Consider the following 21,842-nt stretch of genomic DNA (forward strand, 5'->3'; position numbering starts at 1 on the left):
GGAATTCCCTTGGAGCCACGAATTCTCCGCATTTAAAAAAAACTGTTTTAGAAATCGGGGGAAAGGTAGCTGAAATCGACACCTAGGAACATTACCTTCCAAACCGTCAAAAATCTGCCAAATGATCTCCCTAGACCCAACCAAAGGAGAAAGAGAACTCCCTATTTAATCCAATAATTATCAGATATTTAATTTTATTAATGGCTTTACGTATTTTTTTCTATATTCTTACAAAAAAATCTTCAATATGAAATCGAGCATGGCTAAAAAGTCACAGAGTGGTATGTCCCGAGACATCGGGAATACCTGCGAGATTCCATGTGACTTTCCAAAATCAATTATAAACACATGAAAAAGAACAGCTTTTTACTCACGGTACTCATCCTTCTGTTTTTAGGGTCAACCAATGCTTTTAGCCAGCGGGCAAAGGATATCACGATTAATTTTAAAATTAATGCTGAAGCTATCTTTCATGGAGCAAGTGTAGAGGAGAACTCTCAACTTTCCGATAATAACAATGGTAGAAGCAATAACGGAAAACCTTCTGATTTCGAGTCAACCGCCTATCCTTCCAAGTTTGTCAATTGGGAAATTTTTGATGTCGGTCCCCATCAAGATAATTATCAGTTGAAATTTTTAGACTTCCCCTGGACTGGCAATGTTGCAGCATTTGCGCAGAATCCAATCCCGGGAGGTGGCAGGAAAGCCAAGGTCAAGGTGGAGGATAATACACCGGACGGAACGGTAAAATATACTATCCGCTTTACGATTACATCTAAAACAACTGGTGAGACTCGTACCTTTGTATTGGATCCTAAGATCAGAATTACCACCAATCCCTAACCAATCTTTTGATCTAGTCATATCGGTTCAGAAATTAACTTTAACCTGGGTTTTTGAGAAAAAAACGGGAGTGAGTTGATTGTTACCTGTTAGGTAGAAACTGATTAAAAATTAGCTTAGACTACTCTAAATGCCTTAAAAGCGCGCAGTTAAACTTGAAAAATCTGGTTTTCTTTTTTCTGTACTTTTCGATTTTTAATCTGGCACTTGCACAGTCTGTGGAGGAGTCTAATAATATTCGTACTAAAGCTGATAGCATCAAGGATTTATATTTCGCCAGTGGGGAAGAAAACCTAGACTACTTGGCTAGCTTCATGGTATATGAGACCAATCCGGATAGCCTATTGAAATATGGGGAAATCTACTTGGAAAAAGCCCTGCGAGATTCCCTTGATAACCATATTTCCAGTGCCAATACGATGATTGGCTATTCCTACAAATTCAAGGGGGACTTGTCCAAGGCCCTTGAATATTTTTTAGAATCGCTGAAGTATGCCCAAAAGTCAGGGTCCATGGAAGCGCAGGGCGGAGCTTATATAACGATCGCTGACACCTATTCTGTCAGCGAAAACAGTCAAAATGCGGCAATTTATTACCGAAAAGGAATTGAAATCCTGGAGCAGGAAAACGATTCCACCGCGCTTGGCTCGGCCATCTTCAATGCAGGGGATGAGTATTTGAAATTGGGAAAGCTGGATTCTGCTTTGCTTTTTATAGAACGGGCCCAACTAATTTTTAAAAAGGTAAATTTTGAATTGGGACAGGCCTATTGCCTCGGAAACCTAGGGATGATTTATGCGGAGAATGGAGATAAAATAACTTCCGAAAAAGAGATCAATCAAGCGATTGAGATTCTTGAAAAGTACGAGGACTACTATGCCATATCTGACTATCTGAACTATTTGTCCAATATTTATTTGGAGAAAGGGGATAACCAATCTGCTTTGCCTTATGCCCTCCGGAGTCTTGATCTCGCAAGTAAATATGGGTTGAAAGACCAGATCAGTGAAGCCAACCTTCTCCTGTCCACTATTTATGAAGGTTTGAACAATTCGGCCAAAGCGCTGGAGTCTTACAAAAGGCATATTCAGTATAGGGACAGTGTCAATAATATCCAGGCCGTACAGGAAATGGCCAATCTGCGTACCGATTATGAGGTTTCCCAAAAACAAGCCGAAGTAGATCTCCTCGAAAGTGCCGCGACCATCGCCACTCTTCGGGCCAAGCGCCAGACTTTGCTTCTTTATGGGGTCTTGTTGATGCTCATTTTAGTGGCTTTGTTGGCTATAGGTTCCTATAGACGTTTCCAATTTGAAAACAAGACGAAAAAAATTATAGAGGAGGAGAAAAATCGCTCTGACGAACTCTTACTCAATATTCTCCCGGAGGAAATCGCGGATGAGTTAAAGGTCTATGGAAAAGTAAAGGCACATCGCTTCAATTCTGCGACGGTACTCTTTACAGATTTCAAGAGTTTTTCTACCATGGCCGAACAAATAGCTCCAGAACAATTAGTGGAAAGCATTGACTACTATTTCAAGGAGTTTGATGTGATTGTGGATAAGTATGGGCTGGAAAAGATCAAAACCATCGGGGATTCTTACATGTGTGCCGGTGGGCTACCTACTGAAACCGAACGGCATGCCTTTGATGTGGTCCATGCTGCAATCGAAATGATGGCTTTAATTAAAAAACCAAAGCCAGCCGGAATTGTGCAATTTGAAATGCGGATAGGAATCCACACAGGCCCCATTGTTGCAGGTATTGTAGGAGTGAAAAAGTGGCAGTACGATATCTGGGGTGATACGGTCAACATCGCTTCCCGAATGGAAAGTAATTCAGAAGAAGGAAAGATCAATATCTCGGGAACGACCTATGAGATCATCAAGGATGAATTCGAATGTGAATACCGAGGCAGTGTCGAGATCAAAAATCGAGGGATCTGGGATATGTATTATTTGAAGACTTAAAGGGAAAGGCAGGTAAAGTCTTAATTTCCCAAAACCCTGAATCATTCATCATTAACTAGGTTGGCTATGTTTCTACGTGGTTCAAAATCTAGATTATTGAATCTTCTCCATTAATTGCCTCGGCTTTAAAGCCGAGGATAGGGAATATCAACCCTAATTGGCTTTAGCCAAATATTTTCTCTTTTGTAGTAACCCGTCCTGAGCTCCTCCATTGCTATTCTATTCCTTACTTTTTGTTGTCAAAAAGTAACAAAAAAATTTTCCCTGAATCAGGCTGGAATGGCCTTCGGACCATTCCTGCTTGAACTTGCCAAACGCTAAAAATTGGTGGATCACCGAGACAAGCTCGGCGCTAACCGATTTTCTTCACGCTTATTGGCTGCGTTCAATTACCGCCTGCTTCAAAGGCAGATTGAATTCAATGGGAATTCTTTTCGCTTCGAAAAACGCTGTGCTATTCTTTAATCAAAAACCTATGTGGTTTTAATCCCACAATAAAATGGTGAGAACCCGCATTAATTGCCCTGAGTTTTAACTCGGGGATAAGGAATGCCGACCCTAATTGGCTTTAGCCAAATAGCATGCTTCTTAGGTTCTCAAAGCATCCAAAATATCCTTCCATTTCACTATAGTTTTTCCTGAGAAAGCAACCTTTTTCTTTCCTCCAACCCAGCATTTATCATTTCCTCAAGCTGACTTCTCAATTTGAGCAAAACCTCCTGATAAGCTGGGTCCCCTGCTAAATTTCTTTTTTCCAGAACATCTTCCCTTAGATCATAGAGTTCTTCCTGTTCGGGATGATTGATATAGCGGAAGTATTTCCAGCGATCCGTTCGAATGCCCTCACTCGGGGGAATGATGGGAGTCTGCCAAAGGTGTTCCACCAATATGGATTTTCTCTTGCTCAGCTCAGGAACAAGAAGCGGGACACCTTGCCAGTATTTAGGTATTTCGGCGTTGGCCAAATCCAAAATCGTGGCAGGCACATCAATATTCAGGGCCAATTCTTTTATGCGTTTTCCTCCTTCCTTTCTTGGATCATAAATGATCAAGGGGACTCGAAGCGAATTTTCATACATCAACCACTTTCCTGCAAGCTGTCTTTCACCGAGAAAATATCCATTATCCCCCATCAAAATGATAATGGTGTTTTTTGCCAAGCCTTGCTTTTCCAGGGTCTTTCTGATTTTCCCAATCTCTGCATCCACTTCTGAGATCATTCTGAAATACCCTTTGACACTATGCTGGTATTTCTCCGGGGTATCATATCGCCAATGCCAACGGGTGCGGTTTTCACCGGTTCGTACATCTTCTGGTTGATCTAAAAAATATCCTTCATCCCCCAGCATGGGGGCAGGAATCTCGATGTCTCCGTACAACTCATCAAATTCCTCTGACCAGAAATACTGTAGCTCAGCAGGATCATGCGCATGGGGTGCGCTAAAGCTTAGCGAAAGCATAAACGGTTTATCCGGAGGAGCATTTTTGATAAAGTCTATCGCTTGCTGACCGGTATATCTGCTGAGATGGACCGTATCGGTATCAAGGGTTTTAAAAAAATACCCTCTTCGATCCGTAAAATTTCCGTTTCGATCATAGCTTTCCCCTACATCAAAAAGCGCTGAGAACCCGGAGAAGTTGACTCCAAACTTCCCAAAGAAACCTGTGAAATAGCCGACTTTTCTCAGCTCTACCGGATAGGATTGATCCATAAATGCCTGATCGATCTCCCCTTGTCCAAAGGTATAGCCATGGGTGCGCTCATACAGTCCTGTCAGGATACTCGCCCGACTTGCCGCACAGATAGGAGTAGTGACAAAGGCGTTTTCATAGTAAGTCCCTTCCTTGGCTAGGGCATCCATTTCCGGGGTTTGGATGATTGGATTTCCTGCAAAACCCAAGGCATCCCATCGCTGATCATCGGTGAGAATAAAAATGATATTCGGGCGATTATCACGTTGAGCAAATCCACGATAGAAAAGGAGAAAGAAGACTAGAAGAAAGAGGAACTTTTTCATTTCTCAATATAAGAAAATGGTAAATCAAGGTATTTCTATTTGGTCCAGGAAAAATGAGGGGGGATTAGAATTTGGGAGCTTTTTTTTAATCAAAAAACTTTGCCCGCTATATTTCTATGTGGTTCAAAACCAAAACCATTAAAGTGACTTTCAATTGCTTGTAATCAATGGAAGTCTTACCAACTGAATGAGATGCATTGAATTGGGCAACTTTCGGTATTTTTAAAGTGCAACACCACTATCGCCATTTTGGTCATTCAAAATTATCATCCAGAAGAACCCTTCAATGCCCTTTTTAAGGAGTGTTATTACATCCATATGGAAAGAGGTTCCGGAGTGCGCAGCATTCCGGTAATCGATGATTGCTACTATGATTTGGTCTTTTTCAAAGAGGCTAAGGGCGCTTTATGCTATGGCCCAAAAGCCACGGTCCTGCCCATCCATCACAAAGTCTTTACCATCCATGATTTGCAGCCACCTTATCGTATTGAAGTGGAGGGAGCGCTTACCTTCTTTACCATTAAGGTGCAACCTTGGGCCAATGGGTATTTTTTTTCTGAGTTAAAAGGAAAGGGGATTCTCGATATCAAAAACAAAGAGCTGGGTGAATTATGGAAAGCCTTGTTTGCTGCTACTTCCCTGGCCGAACGCTTCCAATTGGCAGAGGGGTTTATGGAGTCGCATCCGGTGGAGGCATCTCCCTCGATGACCCTGGCTCGGGAAATCTGTGAATACATTTGTGAACAGCAGGGCAAGGTTTCGGTAAACGAAATCAGCAATCGATTTGGACGCTCCCGCCAATATTTGGGTAAGGTCTTCAGAAAAGAGGTGCTCTATCCCTTAAAAAAATTCATCATTACCGTCCGCATTTTAGATTTGGTCAAGTACAAGGCAAGCCATCCTGAAATTTCCTTGACCGAATTGGGGTATTTGTACGGCTATTTTGACCAACCCCATTTTATCAACGATTTCAAGAAAGTCTGCGGGGTTCAGCCTATGCATTTTTTCAATAAGCTCCCCGAATTTATGCTGCGGCATGTGTAGGTTTCCATTTTTACAATTTTATCTGCAAAGCAGGCCCCTTCTTTGCACAAAATTGAAGCACATGCGGTACATAGGAATTCTGTTTATACTGTTGATGGGTATGGCCTGCGGGCAGCCTAATACGCTTGAAGACAAAGTGCTAGTTTCCGAATGGTCTGGAATGCGGGATTCAGTGGACACCTATTTTTCCAAACTGACAGCCTTGAAGCAGTTCAATGGGGTCGTGATGGCCTACCAAGGGGATGAAGTGATCCTGCATCAAGCCTACAATCTTCAAGGAGATACCAGTTCTTTGTTTGTGACTACGGAATCCCAATTCGACATCCACTCTGTTTCGAAACTGATGACCCATTATCTCCTGGTGCAATTGGAATCGCAGGGCAAACTGTCCATGGATCAGACCCTGGATGATTTTTTTGAAGGTTTTCCCCAAGGAGACCAAATCACCCTGCAAATGCTCTTGGAGCATCGCTCCGGATTGCCGCGAGAGTTAACGAATTTGGAGGGAGAGGAAATCGAACTGACACCGACCGAAATCGTCGCATTGGCCAAGAAAGAACCCTTGCTTTTTGAACCGGGAAGTGATGTGCAATATTCCAATGTAGGCTATGAACTCCTGTATGAAATTGTGGCCCAGATCTACGGCAAGCCCTTTGCTCAATGTGTGGTGGATGAACTCTTCGTACCCTTGCAGATGGACCATAGCGGAGTCCATTTTTATACCCAAGATTCCCAAATCACCCATTTGGCCAAGAACCACGTGTTGCAGGATACCCTATTGGTGGAGGTACCTAATATTTCTCGTGATGAGTTCCGTACGGCCCGTTTGTTTTCGACCACGGCCGATTTAAAGAAGTTCCTGGATGCCGTATCCCAAGAGCCCTTTGAGAGCGCCTTGCGACATCAGGGAATCATTCAAAAGGATGGCGGTTCCCGAGGGATTCGGGCGCAGGTATACCGGGATTTAAACCATGATTTTGGCTTTGTGCTCTTGGCCAATTATGATGAAATGCCCTTTTTCCAAACCGTGGAGGACCTGGCCAAGATGATGAAATCCGAACCGGTGGACTATCCCCAAGAAATCAACCGGAAGGCTATAGAAGTGGAGGAATCTATTTTAGAAAACTATGTTGGTTCCTACATCTTTCCCGACTTTGATGGATTGGTCCTGGAAGTAGCGATCCAAGATGGGGAATTAGTGATCCTGCAGGATGGGGAGATTATTGGAAGGCTTCAGGCTGAATCGCCCACGGTATTTTTTGAAGATCCCAAATCCCGGGAGTCCTTTGAGTTTGTGAAAAACGAATCAGGAACCTATGATGCGCGTATGGGTTGGAAGGGTATTGTCGTGGAGGGGGCTAGGAAGAGGGTGGAATAAAAAAGTAGAGGAGGCTCGGTATTAGGGTATAGATGCATTTTCGCCTAATAGGATTACGTGTTTTTCAATCAATGCCTAGCCTTTTGTGTAATTCGTACATTTGATTTGCAAGATCAATTTTTTCTAAGGTTGCTTTTCGTTTTTCTTCTGGCAAGCATTGAATGCATGTTTGATATTGAATTCCTTTATAGTTTTTCTTACAACTTGGACACAGATCCATTTTATTTATATCAAAATTGAATGCACATCTATTACAGGCTGTAATAGTATCCTCAAAGGAAAGGTATTTAATCTGATCATCTAGATAGAGCAAAAATGCTTCGCGTTCAATTTTCTTGGCATTCCTATTTTTGGCCTCATCCCTTTGGAAGTAGTATTTTATGTTAAAAAGATTTTGACGGTTTTTCCACTGATTTCTAGAAACAAAACATTTATCCCTTGTATCAGCTGAATCTATATCCTTGAAAAATATGTCAATCAATTCTTCAACTGATCTAGAAACTGTTTCATCGAATTCATAATGACAGGATGTACACAGATACTTAGGTGACTTCTTCATCCTTACGTTTGGTTTCCTGCTGAAACATTTTGGGCAGAGAGGAGCAGCTTTGTAGTCGAAGTCATTTATAACGTGCTCCCTAAATTTATTTTTGTCAAATACATCAGTATTGCTGATATGAGATTCTGTATACTCCCTGATGATTAAGTTTTCGTATTCATTGTATTTTTTGGGATGGGAAAGATGCTGTAAAGTGAGTTTATCTGTACTACCACAAATCTGACAATTATCCTTAATGAAATTTTTACGCCTTTCTTGCCAGTCTTTTGAACGCCAAGATTCTTTTCCTTTTTTATTCTGTTCCCAGAATAAACCCTTTGCTTTTTCTAAAGAAATGCAATCAGATTCAAGGTCTTTTTTTAATTGAATAATCTCTTTTAATGCAAGCATATTCCAATCATTTTTAATTAACCAGAAGTCGAGAAATTTTGTCAATTCTCGATTCTTTATTTGTTAAGAGGTTCTCAAGTTTAGCGATAATGAGAATAAATAATGATATAGGATTCAACATGGATAGTCGATTAGTGTCAGAAGAATTTTAAGTTTTAGTCCTTGTCATTCAAATAATTCCCCCCTTCCCGTTTTTAAAAAGTAATAGTATATCAGAGAGAGGGAGTGACTTTCAGTAGTATTTTAGAAAAATTTCAAATTTGTAAGGATAGGAAGGAGTAGATACAATCTACACCTAGGTGGGGGGATTAATAGTATCCTTTGCCCTTTATACAATGTCGGATTCCTCCTCTTGGATCATCCATATCTCCCTTATATCTAGGAATAACATGACAATGAAAATGCATAACAGTTTGTCCAGCAGCTGCTCCACAATTCATTCCGATATTAAACCCATTTGGTTTCCGGTCCTTTTCAATAATTTCTTTCGCAAGATTAATAAGGGAGGTTAATTCACTTTGTTCTTCCTTATTTAAAGAAAAATAGTCACTCTTTTCTTCATTTGAAATAATCAAAATATGACCTGGCGATACGGGGTATCTATCATAGATCATAAAGAAAAATTTACCTGAGTAAATCTTCTTGTCTTCAGATATTTTTGAAAATATACTCATTAAAATGTTCCTTCAAGTTCTTCACTAGGTGTCCAAGTTACAATTGAATTCTCTAAAGCTAGATTGTATTGTTTTTCTAAAAAAGAACGTCTTTGTTCTTTTGTTTTTCCCGTTTGGTTAATAATGGTCTCAGCCAAGGGATGTTTACTGCTTATATAAAACTCATTTCTATTAAAAAGTCTTTGTAAGTATTTACGATCTGGAACTTTTGCGCCTTTTTCCTTCGTGCTGTTCATAGATGAATGTGCAAGAACAAGATTCCAAACTCCGTTGATATTTGCTCCATTTTCCGCATGTATTTGCTTATTAATGTGGGGAAGAAAATGATCAACATGGCAAATATCTGGACTTCCTTGTATCACAGAAATATCTAGGAAACTATAGAAACATTTCCCTTTTTGGTACCCATTTAGTGAATCCCTTACGGAGGTAATATCAACTCTTCTCATCAAGTCATTCTCGAGGAAGAAAAGAGAAGAGTCTTCATCATACTTTACCTCTAGTAGATTTGGATTTATTTTCAGATTCCAAGCAGTTTCGACTAATTTCCACCTTGCTTCTGTTTCGTATTCAAAGTTTTCAAAGTGAAAACTTTCTTTTAGTTTAAGTAAGTGGTCTTTTATGATAATTCTCTTATTTCCATTTGAAAAGTCTTTTTCGTAAAACAAGTTTGGAATTTGCCCACCATTCACATTTTGAAATGCGTCAACTACATTGACGAAGCCTAATCTTTCGGTCTGAAATAGTAGTTGGGCTTCATCAATTATTCCATTGTTGTATTCCCTACAATAGTTTAAAAACTTGCTTGAGCTAGAATTCCCTTGTTTATCACTTTGTTTTAAATGATCTGTAATGTTGTGAGAAAATGGTCTGGCTAATTCTTTTAATGAAATAGATGTGGTTTCCTTTTCAATCAGCTCTAAAAGACTTTTAGCGAAGGCAAATTTGTAGGTCGCTGAATTTTTTCCAAATAGAATTAAAGCTCTCCATTGAGACTCTAAACTAGGGTCATTTATTTGGAAATTTGTCATTGTTATTTAATTCAATTTTTCCCTAGGTGAGGCAAAGTTTGAAATCACTCCAAGGACTTCAATCCCTTATTAATTTAATAACCTTGAAATCCCATCTACAAATTTTTTCTTACCACCATTGGCGGGATGCCTAACATATTCATAACTAATATTTAGACTTTGTAATTTCGATTCGGGCTTTCTTCCTACTGCTGCAATTAATTCGATATTGAATAGGTGGAGAAGTTTAAGGAGATATTCTTTTCCTAATTCTAATTCGGTATCAGTCGGGGTTCGATTACTATTCAGATTTATTCCATCATAAGGATGAAAAGGGAAAATATTCCAAATCAATGGTTTGTTTTCAAAATCTTGGAGGACATTCCAAACAATAGTTGCTGATTGTTCTGATTCAAGCGTTTGATTTATGAATTGAAAATTTTGATTCTTAAAAAAATCGTGATTTGCTAATATTTTTTCACTAGTAAAAGGGACGCCTGTAAGTCTACAACCTTTATATCCTGGGGCTTCTCCTAACAAAAGAATTTTTGGATTTAAAGATTTCATTTTCGAAAAATAGGTCAAAAGATTGTGTCTTCTTATGTGAGCATCTCTATCGTTACCAGAATACAGATTTTCAGAAAATCCAAGTCTATGATTTTTTTCATTTTTTAAATCTTCTATAAAACTCTCAATTGTGTACATTTATTCTTAATCAAACTTGGCTTTAGGATCGTCAATCAATTATGGCTCAAAAAACAGATATAGTTAAATTAGACATTTGGCACCCTGGCATTGTAAGAATCCAAGACTTCAAAATTCTCAGCTTCTTTAAGGAGTACGTCCAATTGTGAATAAGGCTCCCCTAATTCTTTGAGATTTTTGATTTTGATAGCTGTTCCTGCCATGCATACCATCAGCATTCCTTTTCCTGCTCCTGCCTCGGAATAATCAATATCGGTAGCAATGATCGCATGGCATTTCAATTTCATAGCTTGTGCACGCAACTGTTGTTTACAGTTTTCCTCCGCATCAATCAATTTCTGTCGATAGGTATTCGAGTTATTCCCAAAAAAATCCGACCAGTTGGAAGCGATTTCAGCAACCAAACCTGTTCCTGCTACAATTTGTGCTGTTACAATTGAAATTGGTTCATAATCCCATTGGGGAGGATTAGGTATCGTAAGAATGGGAATATTGGTTATGTGTTTGGTTATATACTCTTCTGCCTTCTTGAGTTTGGGTTGATAGTTTTTATTTGCCTCTTCAAATAAGGCAGGATAGCATTTTCCGCAGTAACCCTCCGCGTTTGACTCTGTAAAGTCATTGATAAAACGGACTTCTTTACCATCATATCTTTCATTACTAGAGACTAATCCGAATCCGGTTTTTGCTCCACAATTAGGACAGATTTCTTTGGTCATTTTTTAAGGAATTTAATGGTTTGCATTTGGCTTGTGGCGGCTTCGGAACTCTTTCCTGTCCGCTTGAAAGGAATTTTGCTACGGAGCGCCTTGCTGGTTTCCGTTCACCCGTATCAAGCTCTATGCGTTGTTACATTGCGTTTTTTATTATTCAAAGTCCATTTACAAAATCTCCAATATTAGCCCAAGTCCAAGAGACTTTTTTAATTCCACTTAATTCGATTGGTACGTCAAGTATATTGCAATCTTTCATATATACACCTAAGATTGGAATTCCTTCTTCCGTTGCACATTTGATCTCCCAAATTGCTCCGTCAGCATTCTTCAAGTGTTTAGAAATCAAAACTATTACACCATGACAGCCTTTTATTTTGGTACGACACCTTGTTTTCCATGAATCACTCCATGGCTCTTTTACTGACATGTCAACAAGTTCATAAGGTACTCTCGCGTTGCGAGCTTGACCAACGAATAAATCTCTTGTAGTTTTATCTTCGATTGCGAAGCTGGTGAAAATTCTCTTTACCATATTGTTTGTTTTAAATTGCAACTGTTTAATAAAGGGTAAATTTCATAAAGTAGATAGCCGATTTGAAACATTGCTAAGACTATTATAAAAACTCTAAATCTCTTGATTACTTTAATTTCTGTTTGACTGTTAGGCTCATACCCAATTTCTTTCAGTATTTGCCATTCATCTTCGAACATATTTGTACGGAGCTGTTTTTCAATTTTGTCAATGACCTTGAACTTACCTGTGTTCAGTGTACCATAGGAGTTAATCAGTTTTGCCCAAAAGAACGATACAATAAAGGCCATAATAGTCATGAAAAGCATTCCAATTACACCAAAAGTTGAAAACTCAAAAGCTTTGGCTAGAATGAATCCTATTGATAGAATTGAGGAAGTAACAGTAAAAAAGAGGTTGTTTACTTTTAATCGCTGGTCAGTAACCTTTTCCGTTGAACTTACCATCATTTTGTATTGCTCAAATTTTAATTTACGGTCGTCCTCATAGGTTTTTGTTAAAAATTTAAAGCTCTGCTTGGCATTATCAAATACCTGAAAACCCTGGCAGAATAGAATTGAATCTTCTGTTATCTCATTTAGCTTGATGCCAATTATTTGTTTGTTTAACTTCTTTGCTTTTGCATATTCCCATTTTACCTGATCACTTTGAAAAGTCTCCTTACCAATTGCGAAAACGATAAAATCAGACTCCTTCATCTTTTGTTCAACAATATTCTTCCAATTGTCGGAATGTTCAGTTTCTCGTTGTATGGCAAAAGTATTTTCTGAAACCTTGAGCAAATCGTCAATTAGCGATTCTACTTCCTGATTTTCAATTGTCCTATTGCAGATAAATAGCTTCATATTAAACTATTAATAACCTTAGGCAAATTTTCCCAAGACCAAGTGATTACTTTTTTTTTCCGTTAAATTTCAATCAAAACCCAATAAAACTATTTTCAAACTAAAAGTCTATACCATAAATAGGGGATATTGAGGTTTTTTTAGTCAATGGTTGATGGTTTTCGGTCCATAGACCACAGTCCATGGTCCATGGCTGGGGTGGAGTGGAAGGAGGTTAGGGCTTATACGAAGGAGATTGCTTTGTGCTGTCTCCAGTTGGGAGGCAAGTTCGCAATGACGTTTCCGACTGCCCACTGCTCCCGATTCCTATCGGGACTGCTCTCTGTGCCCTCTGTGGTAAAAAATAGTAAATCCTCCCCATGGATGGATGAGCATTATGCGGCAAATTCTTTTGTAATGAAAATCCAATATCTTGGGTATATATTCCAACCAACCACTGGGGCCATGTTTAATTGTACAATACCTAGAAAGGCAATCCTATCCCAATGAATAAATGCGCATAAATATGAGAATTCGACAATTATTCCCGGTGCTATTATTCACCCTAATCGTTTCATCTTGCAAAACAGAAAGAGAAGATGATCTCAGCCGAGATAGGCCTAAGCCAAATATCATCTTGATAATGACGGATGATCAAGGTTGGGGGGATTTGGGTATCAATGGTAATCCTGGGGTAAATACTCCGAATATCGATCAATTGACGAAAGATGGGGCCAGGTTTGACCGCTTTTTTGTAAGCCCTGTTTGCTCACCAACGCGTGCAGAGCTGCTCACCGGCCGATATGCTGTACGGGGAGGGGTTTATTCTACTTCTTCAGGCGGGGAACGGTTGGATTTGGATGAGACCACCATCGCTGAAGTTTTCAAGCGCGCCGGATACCATACCGCAGCTTATGGTAAGTGGCACAACGGTATGCAACCGCCTTACCATCCTAATGCCAGAGGATTTGATGATTTTTATGGTTTCTGCTCAGGCCATTGGGGGGACTATTTCAGCCCTATGCTGGAAAGGAATAATGAAATCGTCAAGGGGGAAGGATTTCTGGTAGATGACTTGACGGATAAAGGTTTGGCCTTTATAGAAGCCAACAAGGACCATCCTTTTTTTCTATACCTCCCTTACAATACTCCCCATAGCCCCATGCAAGTACCTGATGAATGGTGGCAAAAATATGAAGGGAAGGAGCTGGATAGCTTATACCAAGACCCTGAAATGCAAGATATTCCCTTTACGCGTGCTGCTTATGCAATGTGTGAAAATATTGACTGGAATGTGGGACGTATCCTTACTAAACTGGAGGAATTAGGAATGATGGAAAATACCATTGTCCTCTACCTTTCTGATAATGGACCCAATGGTTGGCGATGGAATGAAGGGATGCGTGGAAGGAAAGGGTCGACGGATGAAGGGGGTGTGCGTTCTCCATTGGCTATTAAATGGAAGGGAAAAATCGAAGCAGGCACGATTATTCCGCAGATTACATTCGCCCCTGATCTCCTTCCAACCTTGGCCGATTTAGCAGGAATCCCTGTTGATACTAATAAACCACTCGATGGAAAAAGCTTAAAATCGTTGCTGCTCAAGGAAGAGGGAGAATGGCCCGAAAGACTCTTGGTCAGTCATTGGGGAAACCAAACCAGTGTCCGTAGCCAAGACTTTCGCCTCGACCATGAAGACAGACTTTATCACATTCCTAGCGATCCAGGTCAACAGGTGGATGTGTCGTCGCAGTATGTTGATATCAAAGAGAAATTACTTGCCAAAAAGAAGGAATGGATATCTACTGTCTTGGTCGAGCTGCCGGAAAATGATACGCGTACATTTACTATTGGGCATCCGGATTTTGCAAACACCCAAATTCCGGCCCGGGATGGGCAGGCTCATGGCAATATCCAACGATCTAACCGATGGCCCAATGACTCATTTTTTACGAATTGGATCAGTACTGAGGATAAAATCACCTGGGAAGTGGAGGTCTTGGAAACAGGGACCTATGAAGTAGAAATCTATTATACCTGCACCGAAGAAAATATGGCTCCTATGATGCGTTTGAGCATGGGTGATTCATACCTAAGTGGACTTGTGAATGTACCTAATGACCCGCCTTTAGTGGGAATGGAGTACGATCGAGTTCCCAGAGAAGAATCCTATGTAAAAGATTTCCGGCCTTTCACTCTGGGGTCTGTTTACTTGGAAAAAGGTAAAGGGACTTTAACCCTAGAAGCCACTCAAATTCCCGGAAATCAGGCCATCGATTTTAGGTTGATGACGCTGCGAAGGGTGGAGGAGAATTGAATAAAAAAAGCCTCCCCATTGCTGGAAGAGGCTTTTTAGTCCACAGTCGATGGTCCATGGACCATAGCTGTGTCGTTTTGGACTAAAACAAATCGGCTGTCGACTATTGACTGTGGTCTGTTGACTACTTAAGGCTTCCAATCATATCCTCTGGCTTCACCCACTCGTCGAATTGCTCGGAGGTGAGAAGACCCAAGGCGATGGCAGATTCACGCAGGCTGGTGCCTTCTTTATGCGCTTTCTTAGCGATCGCAGCCGCATTTTCATAACCGATATGGGTATTCAAAGCGGTAACGAGCATGAGGGAGTTTTCCAAGTGACGCTTGATGACTGGCGTGTTTGGTTCGATACCAATAGCACAGTTGTCATTGAAGGACACACAAGCATCCCCGATCAAGCGGGCAGACTGAAGGAAGTTAGCCGCAATTAAAGGCTTGAATACGTTCAGTTCGAAATGACCATTGGAACCTCCGATAGAGATGGCTACGTCATTACCCATTACTTGAGCAGCGACCATGGTTAGGGCTTCTACCTGGGTTGGGTTGACCTTGCCTGGCATAATGGAAGAACCGGGTTCGTTTTCAGGAATTAGGATCTCACCGATACCGGAACGTGGACCGGAAGAAAGCATGCGGATGTCATTGGCGATTTTCATTAGAGATACTGCCAATTGCTTCAAGGCACCATGGGCTTCTACCATACCATCATGGGCAGCCAAAGCCTCGAATTTGTTGGGTGCTGTCACGAAAGGTTGTCCGGAAAGTTCAGCGATTTTCTTCGCCACCAATTCCGCATAGCCTTTTGGTGTGTTCAAACCTGTTCCTACTGCTGTACCGCCTAAAGCCAGTTCAGACAGGTGGCTTAGGGTATTTTTCAAAGCTCTTAACCCATGATCCAATTGGGCGACATAGCCGCTAAACTCCTGTCCCAAGGTAAGAGGAGTCGCATCCATAAAGTGGGTTCTACCGATTTTCACCACATCCTTGAAAGCTTTGGCTTTGGCATCCAAGGTATCACGTAACTTCTGAACGCCTGGGATGGTGGTTTCCATGACCATTTTGTAAGCAGCGATGTGCATGGCCGTTGGATAGGTATCGTTGGAAGACTGAGACTTGTTTACATCATCATTCGGGTGGATGGATTTCTTTGCATCTTCCAAGGAACCGCCTAGTAGAACGTGTGCTCGGTAAGCGATTACCTCATTGGTGTTCATGTTGGATTGGGTACCGGAACCGGTCTGCCAAACAACCAATGGGAATTGGTCGTCCAGTTTTCCTTCCAAAATCTCGTCGCAGACCGTGGAAATGATATCGGCTTTGTCCTGCGCCAAGACGCCCAGTTCAGCATTGGTTTGGGCAGCAGCCTTTTTCAGGATGGCAAAAGCGCGGATGATTTCAATCGGCATGCGGTTTTTCTCCCCACCGATTTTGAAGTTGTTGATGGATCGTTGGGTCTGTGCGCCCCAGTACTTATCAGCAGGGACCTCTACCGGGCCCATGGTATCTTTTTCGATTCGGATGCTCATGATATCAGGGTTTGTTGTTTCGATTTTCAGCACGCTAAATTAAGACCTAGCGCCTTTATTCCCTACCGCTTAGGGATTTAATCCTTCAATTGGTAATTGATGATTTGATGGAAGTTAGCCCGGGATTCCTTGACTTGGCGATCAAAGAAAAAAACAGCCAGAAAATAGTTGATCAAAGCCAATCCCAGACAGATTCCTCCATTGAGCCAATGTTGGGAGATTCCCCAATAAAAGGCCGTGAATCCGAGCAGTACCAAACTCCAGAAGACCACAAAGAACAAGGCTCCGGGGAAAAGTTTGTATCGGAGAAAAATAATGGATCCCCGAGGGGTGTCCTCTACTTTTCCCAAGATGAGGGGAAGAAAGGTATTGCTGCGCTGTATGACTTTGGAAATGCGGAAACTCTGATTCCCGACAATCCCATTGAAAGCAATGCCTTTTTGATTTTGTAGCTGATTTTTATCCAAAAAATTCACCTCCCGGGTTTTGCGGGAAATATGCTCCATGACTTCCTCCTTGGAGAGCGCACTAACCAGGGTTTCGGTATGGAAAGGGATTAGGTTCATGGGTTTTATAACTCGATTTTGGAGAAAAGGGTTGGCTAATTTACGATTTACAAAAGGGAAGTACGAATTACGATTGACGAATTAGGAGGAGCAAAGGAAGTTTTTGGCTCGCGCAACGGCGCAGTGGCGCAACGGATTGTCTTCCGTGAAGAGGCAAAGAGTGAAGAAGATTGGAAGGAAGTACGAATTACGAGATACGAAGTACGTAGGGAAGAGTAGTTTTTATGGTGATTTCGCTCTCTGGGTACAATTGAAATCATTGTCAGTCCGAGCGGAGTCGAGGACAACATAATTACGAAATACGAAGTACGAGATACGCGGGGCAGAGAGGTTGCTTGGTGGATTTTTAAATATCGAATGATGAATAATGAATGTCGAATGATGAAGTTCGACTTACTACTTACCTCTTAGGAAGTATGGGAGGCAAAGTAGTTTTGAAGAGGACTCACTCTCTGTGTGCAATTGAAATTATTGTCACCCTGAGCACTTGAGAGACGTGAGTCTCGAAATCGAAGGGTCCCCTAATCTCAAGACTCCCGTTTTTCGATTGCTCGGACTGACATGGAATAATTTTCCAATCTTTCAATCTTTCAATTTTTCAATCTTCAAATCTTCCAATCACCTCACCGCAATACAGGAAATCTCCACATTCACGTTTTTGGGAAGTTTGCTAACTTCGACGGTTTCCCGGGCAGGAGGATTGGATTTGAAATACTGTCCATAAGCCTCGTTGATCGTCGCAAAATCATCCATGGATTTGATGAAAATGGTGCATTTGACCACATCGGCAAAGCTAAATCCAGCTGCACGCAGAACCGCTTCCAGATTTTTCATGACTGCATGAGTTTCCTCGGTGATGTTTTCATTGATCAGCTCGCCGGAATCCGCATCCAAGGGAATTTGACCGGAAACATAGAGCGTATTTCCTGCCAAAACAGCCTGGGAATAAGGACCAATAGGAGCAGGAGCCTCAGGGGTGAAAATGATTTGATTTGCCATAGAAAAGCTGTGTTTAGAAGGTTGGGAGTTCAAAGTTAGAAATCTTATCGAATTACGATTTACGAAGGACTAATTACGAAGCGTAGAGATTTAAAAGTGGGGGTCGATTTTTGGATGCAAATGCAATTATTGTCAGTCCGAGCGGAGTCGAGGACAGCAGAATTACGAAAGGCAGAGTAGTGTTTGGCGGGTTTTAGAATATCGAATTATTGACTCACACTAAGGCGCTACGACGCAACGGATTTTTTAAATGTCGAATGGTGAATGAAGAATGTAGAATGATGAAGTTCGACTCACTACTTACTTCTTACGATGTATGGGCGGCATAGTGGTTTGGACGAGGACTCACACTCTGGGTGCAATTGAATTTATTGTCACCCTGAGCACTTGAGAGACGTGAGTCTCGAAATCGAAGGGTCCCCTAATCTCAAGACTCCCGTTTTTCGATTGCTCGGACTGACATGGAATAATTTTCCAATCTTTCAATTTTTCAATCTTCCAATCATCTACTCACCACTTACTGTTCACCATTTACTCTCAAAACCCTACTTACCAACTACCCCCGGCACCGCCGCCACCGAAGCTTCCGCCACCGAAACCTCCGAATCCGCCGCCACCGCCGCCGAATCCACCGAAGCTTCCTCCCCCACTGGAGAAGTCACCGAATTTTCCACGACCACCGCCTTTAAGCATATTGGCCAGCATGATGGTCGTCCAGAGGTCAACGCCTCCTCCCCGGCCACCCATGTGGTTGTCATTGTCCCGTCGGTTGCGAATCATCGGAATGATTACAAACAGAATGATGAACAGGATAATGATGGCAATTCCCCCACCCTCATTTCCATTTTCCATGACTTCTTCAGCCTGGTATTCGCCGGAAGCAAGTTTGATAATCATATCCGTCGCCTGATTAAGTCCCTCGTAATAATTCTCCATTTTGAAATTGGGGATAATCAGGTTATTAACGATTCGCTTGGCCAAGGCATCCGGTACCGCTCCTTCCATTCCGTAGCCCGTGGCAATAAATACCTTTCGGTCATCCATTGCAGCTAGGATAAGGATCCCATTGTCATTTTGAGCGCCACCGATTCCCCATTGATCTCCGAGTTGGAAGGCGTAATCGGAAATGTCATAAGGACCCACCGAGCGAATCATGACAATGGACACTTGTGTGGAGGTGCTGTCATTGTAAGCGACCAACTTGCGCTCCAATTGGTTGACTTCGCTTTGACTCAGGGTTTGGGTAAAGTCATTGACCAATCGGGGTGGATTGGGAGGAGGAGGAAAGTCCTGTGCAGCCAATCCGGTCAGTATGAAAAAAGTTAGAAATAAAGAGAAAAGGGTCTTAAGACCCGAATGAAATTTCATCAGATAGTTCGTTTTCGTCAGAATCCCCCTGGTAAGGGAAGTGTTCGGAAAGGGCATGACCTGCTTCGTGGATGCCATCGATTAAGCCTTGGGTAAATTGCCCTTGACTGAAAAGCTTGGCCATGCGGTTTTTGATTTGTTCCCAAAAATCAGGGGGTACAACCTGATTGATGCCTGCATCCCCCAAGACAGCGAACTTGTGGTCTTCTACAGCCAAGTAGAAAAGCACCCCGTTCCGGTCTTTGGTTTGGTACATTTTCAAGGTTTCGAAGACCTCTGCCGCCCGATCGAGTACGTCGATGCGGCAGTGGTTTTCAATATGCACTTGAATTTCTCCGGAGGTAACTTTTTCTGCCGCTACAATGGCTTGGACGATTTGTTCCTTGTCTTGTGCGGAAAAGAGTTTCTCTGCCATTTTTCAGTGATTAAAACTGAACCGTTGGTGCATTCTCAGCGCCAGCTGAGGCTTCAAAGGTTCCTTTGGTTTCAAATCCATACCAGCCCGCAAAGATGTTGTTTGGGAAGGTTCGCAGGTTGGTGTTATAAGCGACAACTTCTTGGTTGAAGTTTCTGCGTGCCACGGCAATTCGGTTTTCCGTTCCTTCCAATTGTGCCTGTAGTTCCAGAAAGTTTTGGTTGGCTTTCAGATCCGGATAGCGCTCGACGGCCACCAATAAGCGACTCAAAGCCCCTGAAAGTTGATCCTGAGCCTGCTGGAACTGCTCCAGATTTTCAGGAGTCAAATTGGTAGGATCGATGGTGATGGATGTAGCTTTTGCACGGGCTTCGATGACGCCTGTCAGGGTTTCCTGCTCGAAATCTGCATAGCCTTTCACTGTATTTACCAAGTTTGGAATAAGATCTGCCCGACGTTGGTACTGGGTTTCTACTTCAGCCCACATACCATTGACTTGCTCTTCCGTAGCAACAAAGCTGTTGTAAGTTCCTACCGCTTTGGTGTAAATGAAAATTCCCAATACAGCGAGAATAGCAATTGGAATCAATACTTTTTTCATAGTGTCTGTTTTTTAAGCTGTGATCAAGTTGGTTAGTTTTTGATTTTTACTGGATTGTGATCAAAAGTAATAATTTTTTGATGCTTTGCTTTCGATCAAATCTGTTTCTGCAAGGTAATCTGATACGTAAAATCCTCGTAACGGGTTAGGGTATCGTCAAAGTACCTGCGCACTTCAAATTCTACTACCTTTCCTTCCTCTGACCGAAGGAGTTTGATGACTTCTGCAAGCTCCCAAATAATTACTGGGATTTTATTGATGCTAAGAACTTCATCGTAAGGTAGGATTCCGGCTTTGGCAGCAGGAGATCCTTCACGCACAGTTCCGATGTAGAATCGCTGGTCATCCGTGGGTACTTTTTTGACGGTCATCCCGCTCATGTCATATTCATAAGGAACATAAAAAGTCTCTCCTTTCTTAAACATGGCCCGCTTCCGTGGATAATCCAGAATAATTCGAGTTCGGCCCAGAATCTCCGATCCCAAACTTCCATAGCGACCTGTTTCTTTGATTACATAGCTAAAAGCCGTTTCCTCAGGATAGGAAGTGAGGACTTCCCGTTGCTTTAGACTGTTGATTTTAACCCAATCCACCCGGGCGATATGCCCGAAAAGCGTTCCTCCCAGGCTTTGTCCCAATTCGGTTTCAATATTCAATGGAGGGAGTTCGATGCGATCGGTGGTTTCCTGATTGAGCAAAAGCCCGTGATTTGCACCGGTATCGATAAGTAATTTGGATTCCAGAATTTCTCCGTTTCGTTGCTTGACAGTGGCATTGATATAAGGTTTGTTTTGCTCAATGGTCATGTCCAGTTTCGTATAAAAAGGCGGTCGCCATTTCATAGCATTCCTTCGGAAAAATTCAATTCGCTCATCATCGTAATTGATTTTAACAGGGTTGAATTTGAAAAACTCATAGCCAATAATTCCATAAATCGGCACCCCTACTACTGATTCCAATTCCAAAAAGTCCTCTTCCAATACCAGCAGGCTTTGAGCAACACCTTCAATAGGTCCCAGGTCCAAATGATTCACAGGAGAAACCTGAGCCATGATTTCTTCTTTGCCATCGGCTCCCATAAGATTGAGTCTACGGGAATATTCCAAGCCCATGGCATCGCCAAGATTTTTACTGAAGAGAATATTGGAGCGTACACCGGTATCGATCAGAAAGTTTACTGGATAGGTGCCATTGATGGATACGGGAACGATGATCAGGCTATTGGATGCATAAAAAGGTAAAATCACACGCCGCTTATCTTCTTTCATGAAGAAGCCCGGAATTTGGGCGATTGCTCCAAACTCGATGGAAAAGATGAGGAAAAACAGAAAAAGGAATCGTTTCAAGTCTCTTGGGTTCGGGTGGTTTCTTAATTTACAATTTTGAGC

Annotated in this window: 20 protein-coding genes; 5 read left to right on the forward strand and 15 right to left on the reverse strand. The window is 41.8% G+C overall.

Annotated features, from left to right (window positions below; all coding sequences use genetic code 11):
* Positions 1-348 precede the first annotated feature (348 nt).
* Positions 349-843 (forward strand): hypothetical protein, encoded by a 495-nt coding sequence (locus tag HWE15_RS09240; RefSeq protein ID WP_290507236.1) that lies wholly within the window; start codon positions 349-351, stop codon positions 841-843.
* A gap of 155 nt (positions 844-998) precedes the next feature.
* The gene (locus tag HWE15_RS09245) at positions 999-2,813 is read left to right on the forward strand and encodes an adenylate/guanylate cyclase domain-containing protein (RefSeq protein WP_290507237.1); all 1,815 of its coding nucleotides are present in this window, start codon (positions 999-1,001) and stop codon (positions 2,811-2,813) included.
* 626 nt (positions 2,814-3,439) lie between these two features.
* On the opposite strand, the gene HWE15_RS09250 is transcribed toward HWE15_RS09245, so the two are convergent.
* On the reverse strand, positions 3,440-4,831 hold the full coding sequence (locus HWE15_RS09250) for a sulfatase (RefSeq protein ID WP_290507238.1): 1,392 nt from the start codon (positions 4,829-4,831) through the stop codon (positions 3,440-3,442).
* 249 nt (positions 4,832-5,080) lie between these two features.
* Here HWE15_RS09250 and HWE15_RS09255 point away from each other — a divergent pair, with 249 nt between their 5' ends.
* Together HWE15_RS09255 and HWE15_RS09260 are read left to right on the forward strand one after the other, a co-directional pair.
* Positions 5,081-5,875, forward strand: coding sequence for a helix-turn-helix domain-containing protein (locus HWE15_RS09255; RefSeq protein ID WP_290507239.1), 795 nt, complete (start codon positions 5,081-5,083; stop codon positions 5,873-5,875).
* Positions 5,876-5,936: 61 nt separating this feature from the next.
* Entirely contained in the window at positions 5,937-7,253 is a 1,317-nt protein-coding gene (locus HWE15_RS09260) for a serine hydrolase (protein WP_290507240.1), read from the forward strand.
* 64 nt (positions 7,254-7,317) lie between these two features.
* Here HWE15_RS09260 and HWE15_RS09265 read toward each other — a convergent pair whose 3' ends face one another.
* The 7 genes from HWE15_RS09265 to HWE15_RS09295 form a co-directional block, all read right to left on the reverse strand.
* Entirely contained in the window at positions 7,318-8,202 is an 885-nt protein-coding gene (locus tag HWE15_RS09265; protein WP_290507241.1) for a hypothetical protein, read from the reverse strand.
* A 308-nt stretch (positions 8,203-8,510) separates the two neighbouring features.
* Positions 8,511-8,876 carry an HIT family protein gene (locus HWE15_RS09270; RefSeq protein ID WP_290507242.1) on the reverse strand — a complete coding sequence of 122 codons (366 nt, stop codon included), beginning with the start codon at positions 8,874-8,876 and terminating at the stop codon, positions 8,511-8,513.
* Entirely contained in the window at positions 8,876-9,907 is a 1,032-nt protein-coding gene (locus HWE15_RS09275; RefSeq protein ID WP_290507243.1) for an HNH endonuclease domain-containing protein, read from the reverse strand. Before HWE15_RS09275 ends, HWE15_RS09270 begins: the two co-directional genes overlap by 1 nt.
* Positions 9,908-9,976: 69 nt before the next feature.
* Positions 9,977-10,591: a uracil-DNA glycosylase gene (locus tag HWE15_RS09280; RefSeq protein ID WP_290507244.1), complete on the reverse strand. Its 615-nt coding sequence runs from the start codon at positions 10,589-10,591 to the stop codon at positions 9,977-9,979.
* Positions 10,592-10,659: 68 nt separating this feature from the next.
* Positions 10,660-11,310: a heavy metal-binding domain-containing protein gene (locus HWE15_RS09285; RefSeq protein WP_290507245.1), complete on the reverse strand. Its 651-nt coding sequence runs from the start codon at positions 11,308-11,310 to the stop codon at positions 10,660-10,662.
* A 151-nt stretch (positions 11,311-11,461) separates the two neighbouring features.
* Entirely contained in the window at positions 11,462-11,839 is a 378-nt protein-coding gene (locus HWE15_RS09290) for a TIR domain-containing protein (RefSeq protein ID WP_290507246.1), read from the reverse strand.
* Positions 11,833-12,684 (reverse strand): TIR domain-containing protein, encoded by an 852-nt coding sequence (locus HWE15_RS09295; RefSeq protein WP_290507247.1) that lies wholly within the window; start codon positions 12,682-12,684, stop codon positions 11,833-11,835. The genes HWE15_RS09290 and HWE15_RS09295 overlap by 7 nt, the downstream gene beginning before the upstream one ends.
* Before the next feature lie 505 nt (positions 12,685-13,189).
* Between HWE15_RS09295 and HWE15_RS09300 the strand changes: the two genes are divergently transcribed.
* Entirely contained in the window at positions 13,190-14,980 is a 1,791-nt protein-coding gene (locus HWE15_RS09300; RefSeq protein ID WP_290507248.1) for an arylsulfatase, read from the forward strand.
* A 124-nt stretch (positions 14,981-15,104) separates the two neighbouring features.
* Here the strand turns inward: HWE15_RS09300 and fumC are convergent, their stop codons facing one another.
* The 7 genes from fumC to HWE15_RS09335 all read right to left on the reverse strand — a co-directional run bounded on the left by fumC (position 15,105) and on the right by HWE15_RS09335 (position 21,800).
* On the reverse strand, positions 15,105-16,505 hold the full coding sequence (gene fumC, locus HWE15_RS09305; protein WP_290507249.1) for a class II fumarate hydratase: 1,401 nt from the start codon (positions 16,503-16,505) through the stop codon (positions 15,105-15,107).
* 77 nt (positions 16,506-16,582) lie between these two features.
* Positions 16,583-17,071, reverse strand: coding sequence for a hypothetical protein (locus HWE15_RS09310; RefSeq protein WP_290507250.1), 489 nt, complete (start codon positions 17,069-17,071; stop codon positions 16,583-16,585).
* A gap of 618 nt (positions 17,072-17,689) precedes the next feature.
* The gene (locus HWE15_RS09315; RefSeq protein WP_290507251.1) at positions 17,690-18,070 is read right to left on the reverse strand and encodes a RidA family protein; all 381 of its coding nucleotides are present in this window, start codon (positions 18,068-18,070) and stop codon (positions 17,690-17,692) included.
* Positions 18,071-18,619: 549 nt separating this feature from the next.
* Positions 18,620-19,438, reverse strand: coding sequence for a YgcG family protein (locus HWE15_RS09320; protein ID WP_290507252.1), 819 nt, complete (start codon positions 19,436-19,438; stop codon positions 18,620-18,622).
* On the reverse strand, positions 19,416-19,853 hold the full coding sequence (locus HWE15_RS09325; RefSeq protein WP_290507253.1) for a TPM domain-containing protein: 438 nt from the start codon (positions 19,851-19,853) through the stop codon (positions 19,416-19,418). Before HWE15_RS09325 ends, HWE15_RS09320 begins: the two co-directional genes overlap by 23 nt.
* Positions 19,854-19,863: 10 nt before the next feature.
* Entirely contained in the window at positions 19,864-20,454 is a 591-nt protein-coding gene (locus HWE15_RS09330; RefSeq protein ID WP_290507254.1) for a LemA family protein, read from the reverse strand.
* A 95-nt stretch (positions 20,455-20,549) separates the two neighbouring features.
* Positions 20,550-21,800, reverse strand: coding sequence for an aspartyl protease family protein (locus tag HWE15_RS09335; protein ID WP_290507255.1), 1,251 nt, complete (start codon positions 21,798-21,800; stop codon positions 20,550-20,552).
* Positions 21,801-21,842: the final 42 nt, after the last annotated feature.

Origin of the sequence: Algoriphagus sp. (assembly GCF_013373065.1) — a bacterium.
Lineage (GTDB): Bacteria > Bacteroidota > Bacteroidia > Cytophagales > Cyclobacteriaceae > Algoriphagus.

Excerpts from the sequence above, each read along its gene's own strand:
- HWE15_RS09315 (WP_290507251.1), bottom strand. The coding sequence starts at position 18,070 with ATGGCAAATCAAATCATTTTCACCCCTGAGGCTCCTGCTCCTATTGGT.
- HWE15_RS09330 (WP_290507254.1), bottom strand. The coding sequence starts at position 20,454 with ATGAAAAAAGTATTGATTCCAATTGCTATTCTCGCTGTATTGGGAATT.
- HWE15_RS09285 (WP_290507245.1), bottom strand. The coding sequence starts at position 11,310 with ATGACCAAAGAAATCTGTCCTAATTGTGGAGCAAAAACCGGATTCGGA.
- fumC (WP_290507249.1), bottom strand. The coding sequence starts at position 16,505 with ATGAGCATCCGAATCGAAAAAGATACCATGGGCCCGGTAGAGGTCCCT.
- HWE15_RS09300 (WP_290507248.1), top strand. The coding sequence starts at position 13,190 with ATGAGAATTCGACAATTATTCCCGGTGCTATTATTCACCCTAATCGTT.
- HWE15_RS09290 (WP_290507246.1), bottom strand. The coding sequence starts at position 11,839 with ATGGTAAAGAGAATTTTCACCAGCTTCGCAATCGAAGATAAAACTACA.
- HWE15_RS09240 (WP_290507236.1), top strand. The coding sequence starts at position 349 with ATGAAAAAGAACAGCTTTTTACTCACGGTACTCATCCTTCTGTTTTTA.
- HWE15_RS09320 (WP_290507252.1), bottom strand. The coding sequence starts at position 19,438 with ATGAAATTTCATTCGGGTCTTAAGACCCTTTTCTCTTTATTTCTAACT.
- HWE15_RS09250 (WP_290507238.1), bottom strand. The coding sequence starts at position 4,831 with ATGAAAAAGTTCCTCTTTCTTCTAGTCTTCTTTCTCCTTTTCTATCGT.
- HWE15_RS09280 (WP_290507244.1), bottom strand. The coding sequence starts at position 10,591 with ATGTACACAATTGAGAGTTTTATAGAAGATTTAAAAAATGAAAAAAAT.
- HWE15_RS09325 (WP_290507253.1), bottom strand. The coding sequence starts at position 19,853 with ATGGCAGAGAAACTCTTTTCCGCACAAGACAAGGAACAAATCGTCCAA.
- HWE15_RS09270 (WP_290507242.1), bottom strand. The coding sequence starts at position 8,876 with ATGAGTATATTTTCAAAAATATCTGAAGACAAGAAGATTTACTCAGGT.
- HWE15_RS09260 (WP_290507240.1), top strand. The coding sequence starts at position 5,937 with ATGCGGTACATAGGAATTCTGTTTATACTGTTGATGGGTATGGCCTGC.
- HWE15_RS09265 (WP_290507241.1), bottom strand. The coding sequence starts at position 8,202 with ATGCTTGCATTAAAAGAGATTATTCAATTAAAAAAAGACCTTGAATCT.
- HWE15_RS09275 (WP_290507243.1), bottom strand. The coding sequence starts at position 9,907 with ATGACAAATTTCCAAATAAATGACCCTAGTTTAGAGTCTCAATGGAGA.
- HWE15_RS09310 (WP_290507250.1), bottom strand. The coding sequence starts at position 17,071 with ATGAACCTAATCCCTTTCCATACCGAAACCCTGGTTAGTGCGCTCTCC.
- HWE15_RS09295 (WP_290507247.1), bottom strand. The coding sequence starts at position 12,684 with ATGAAGCTATTTATCTGCAATAGGACAATTGAAAATCAGGAAGTAGAA.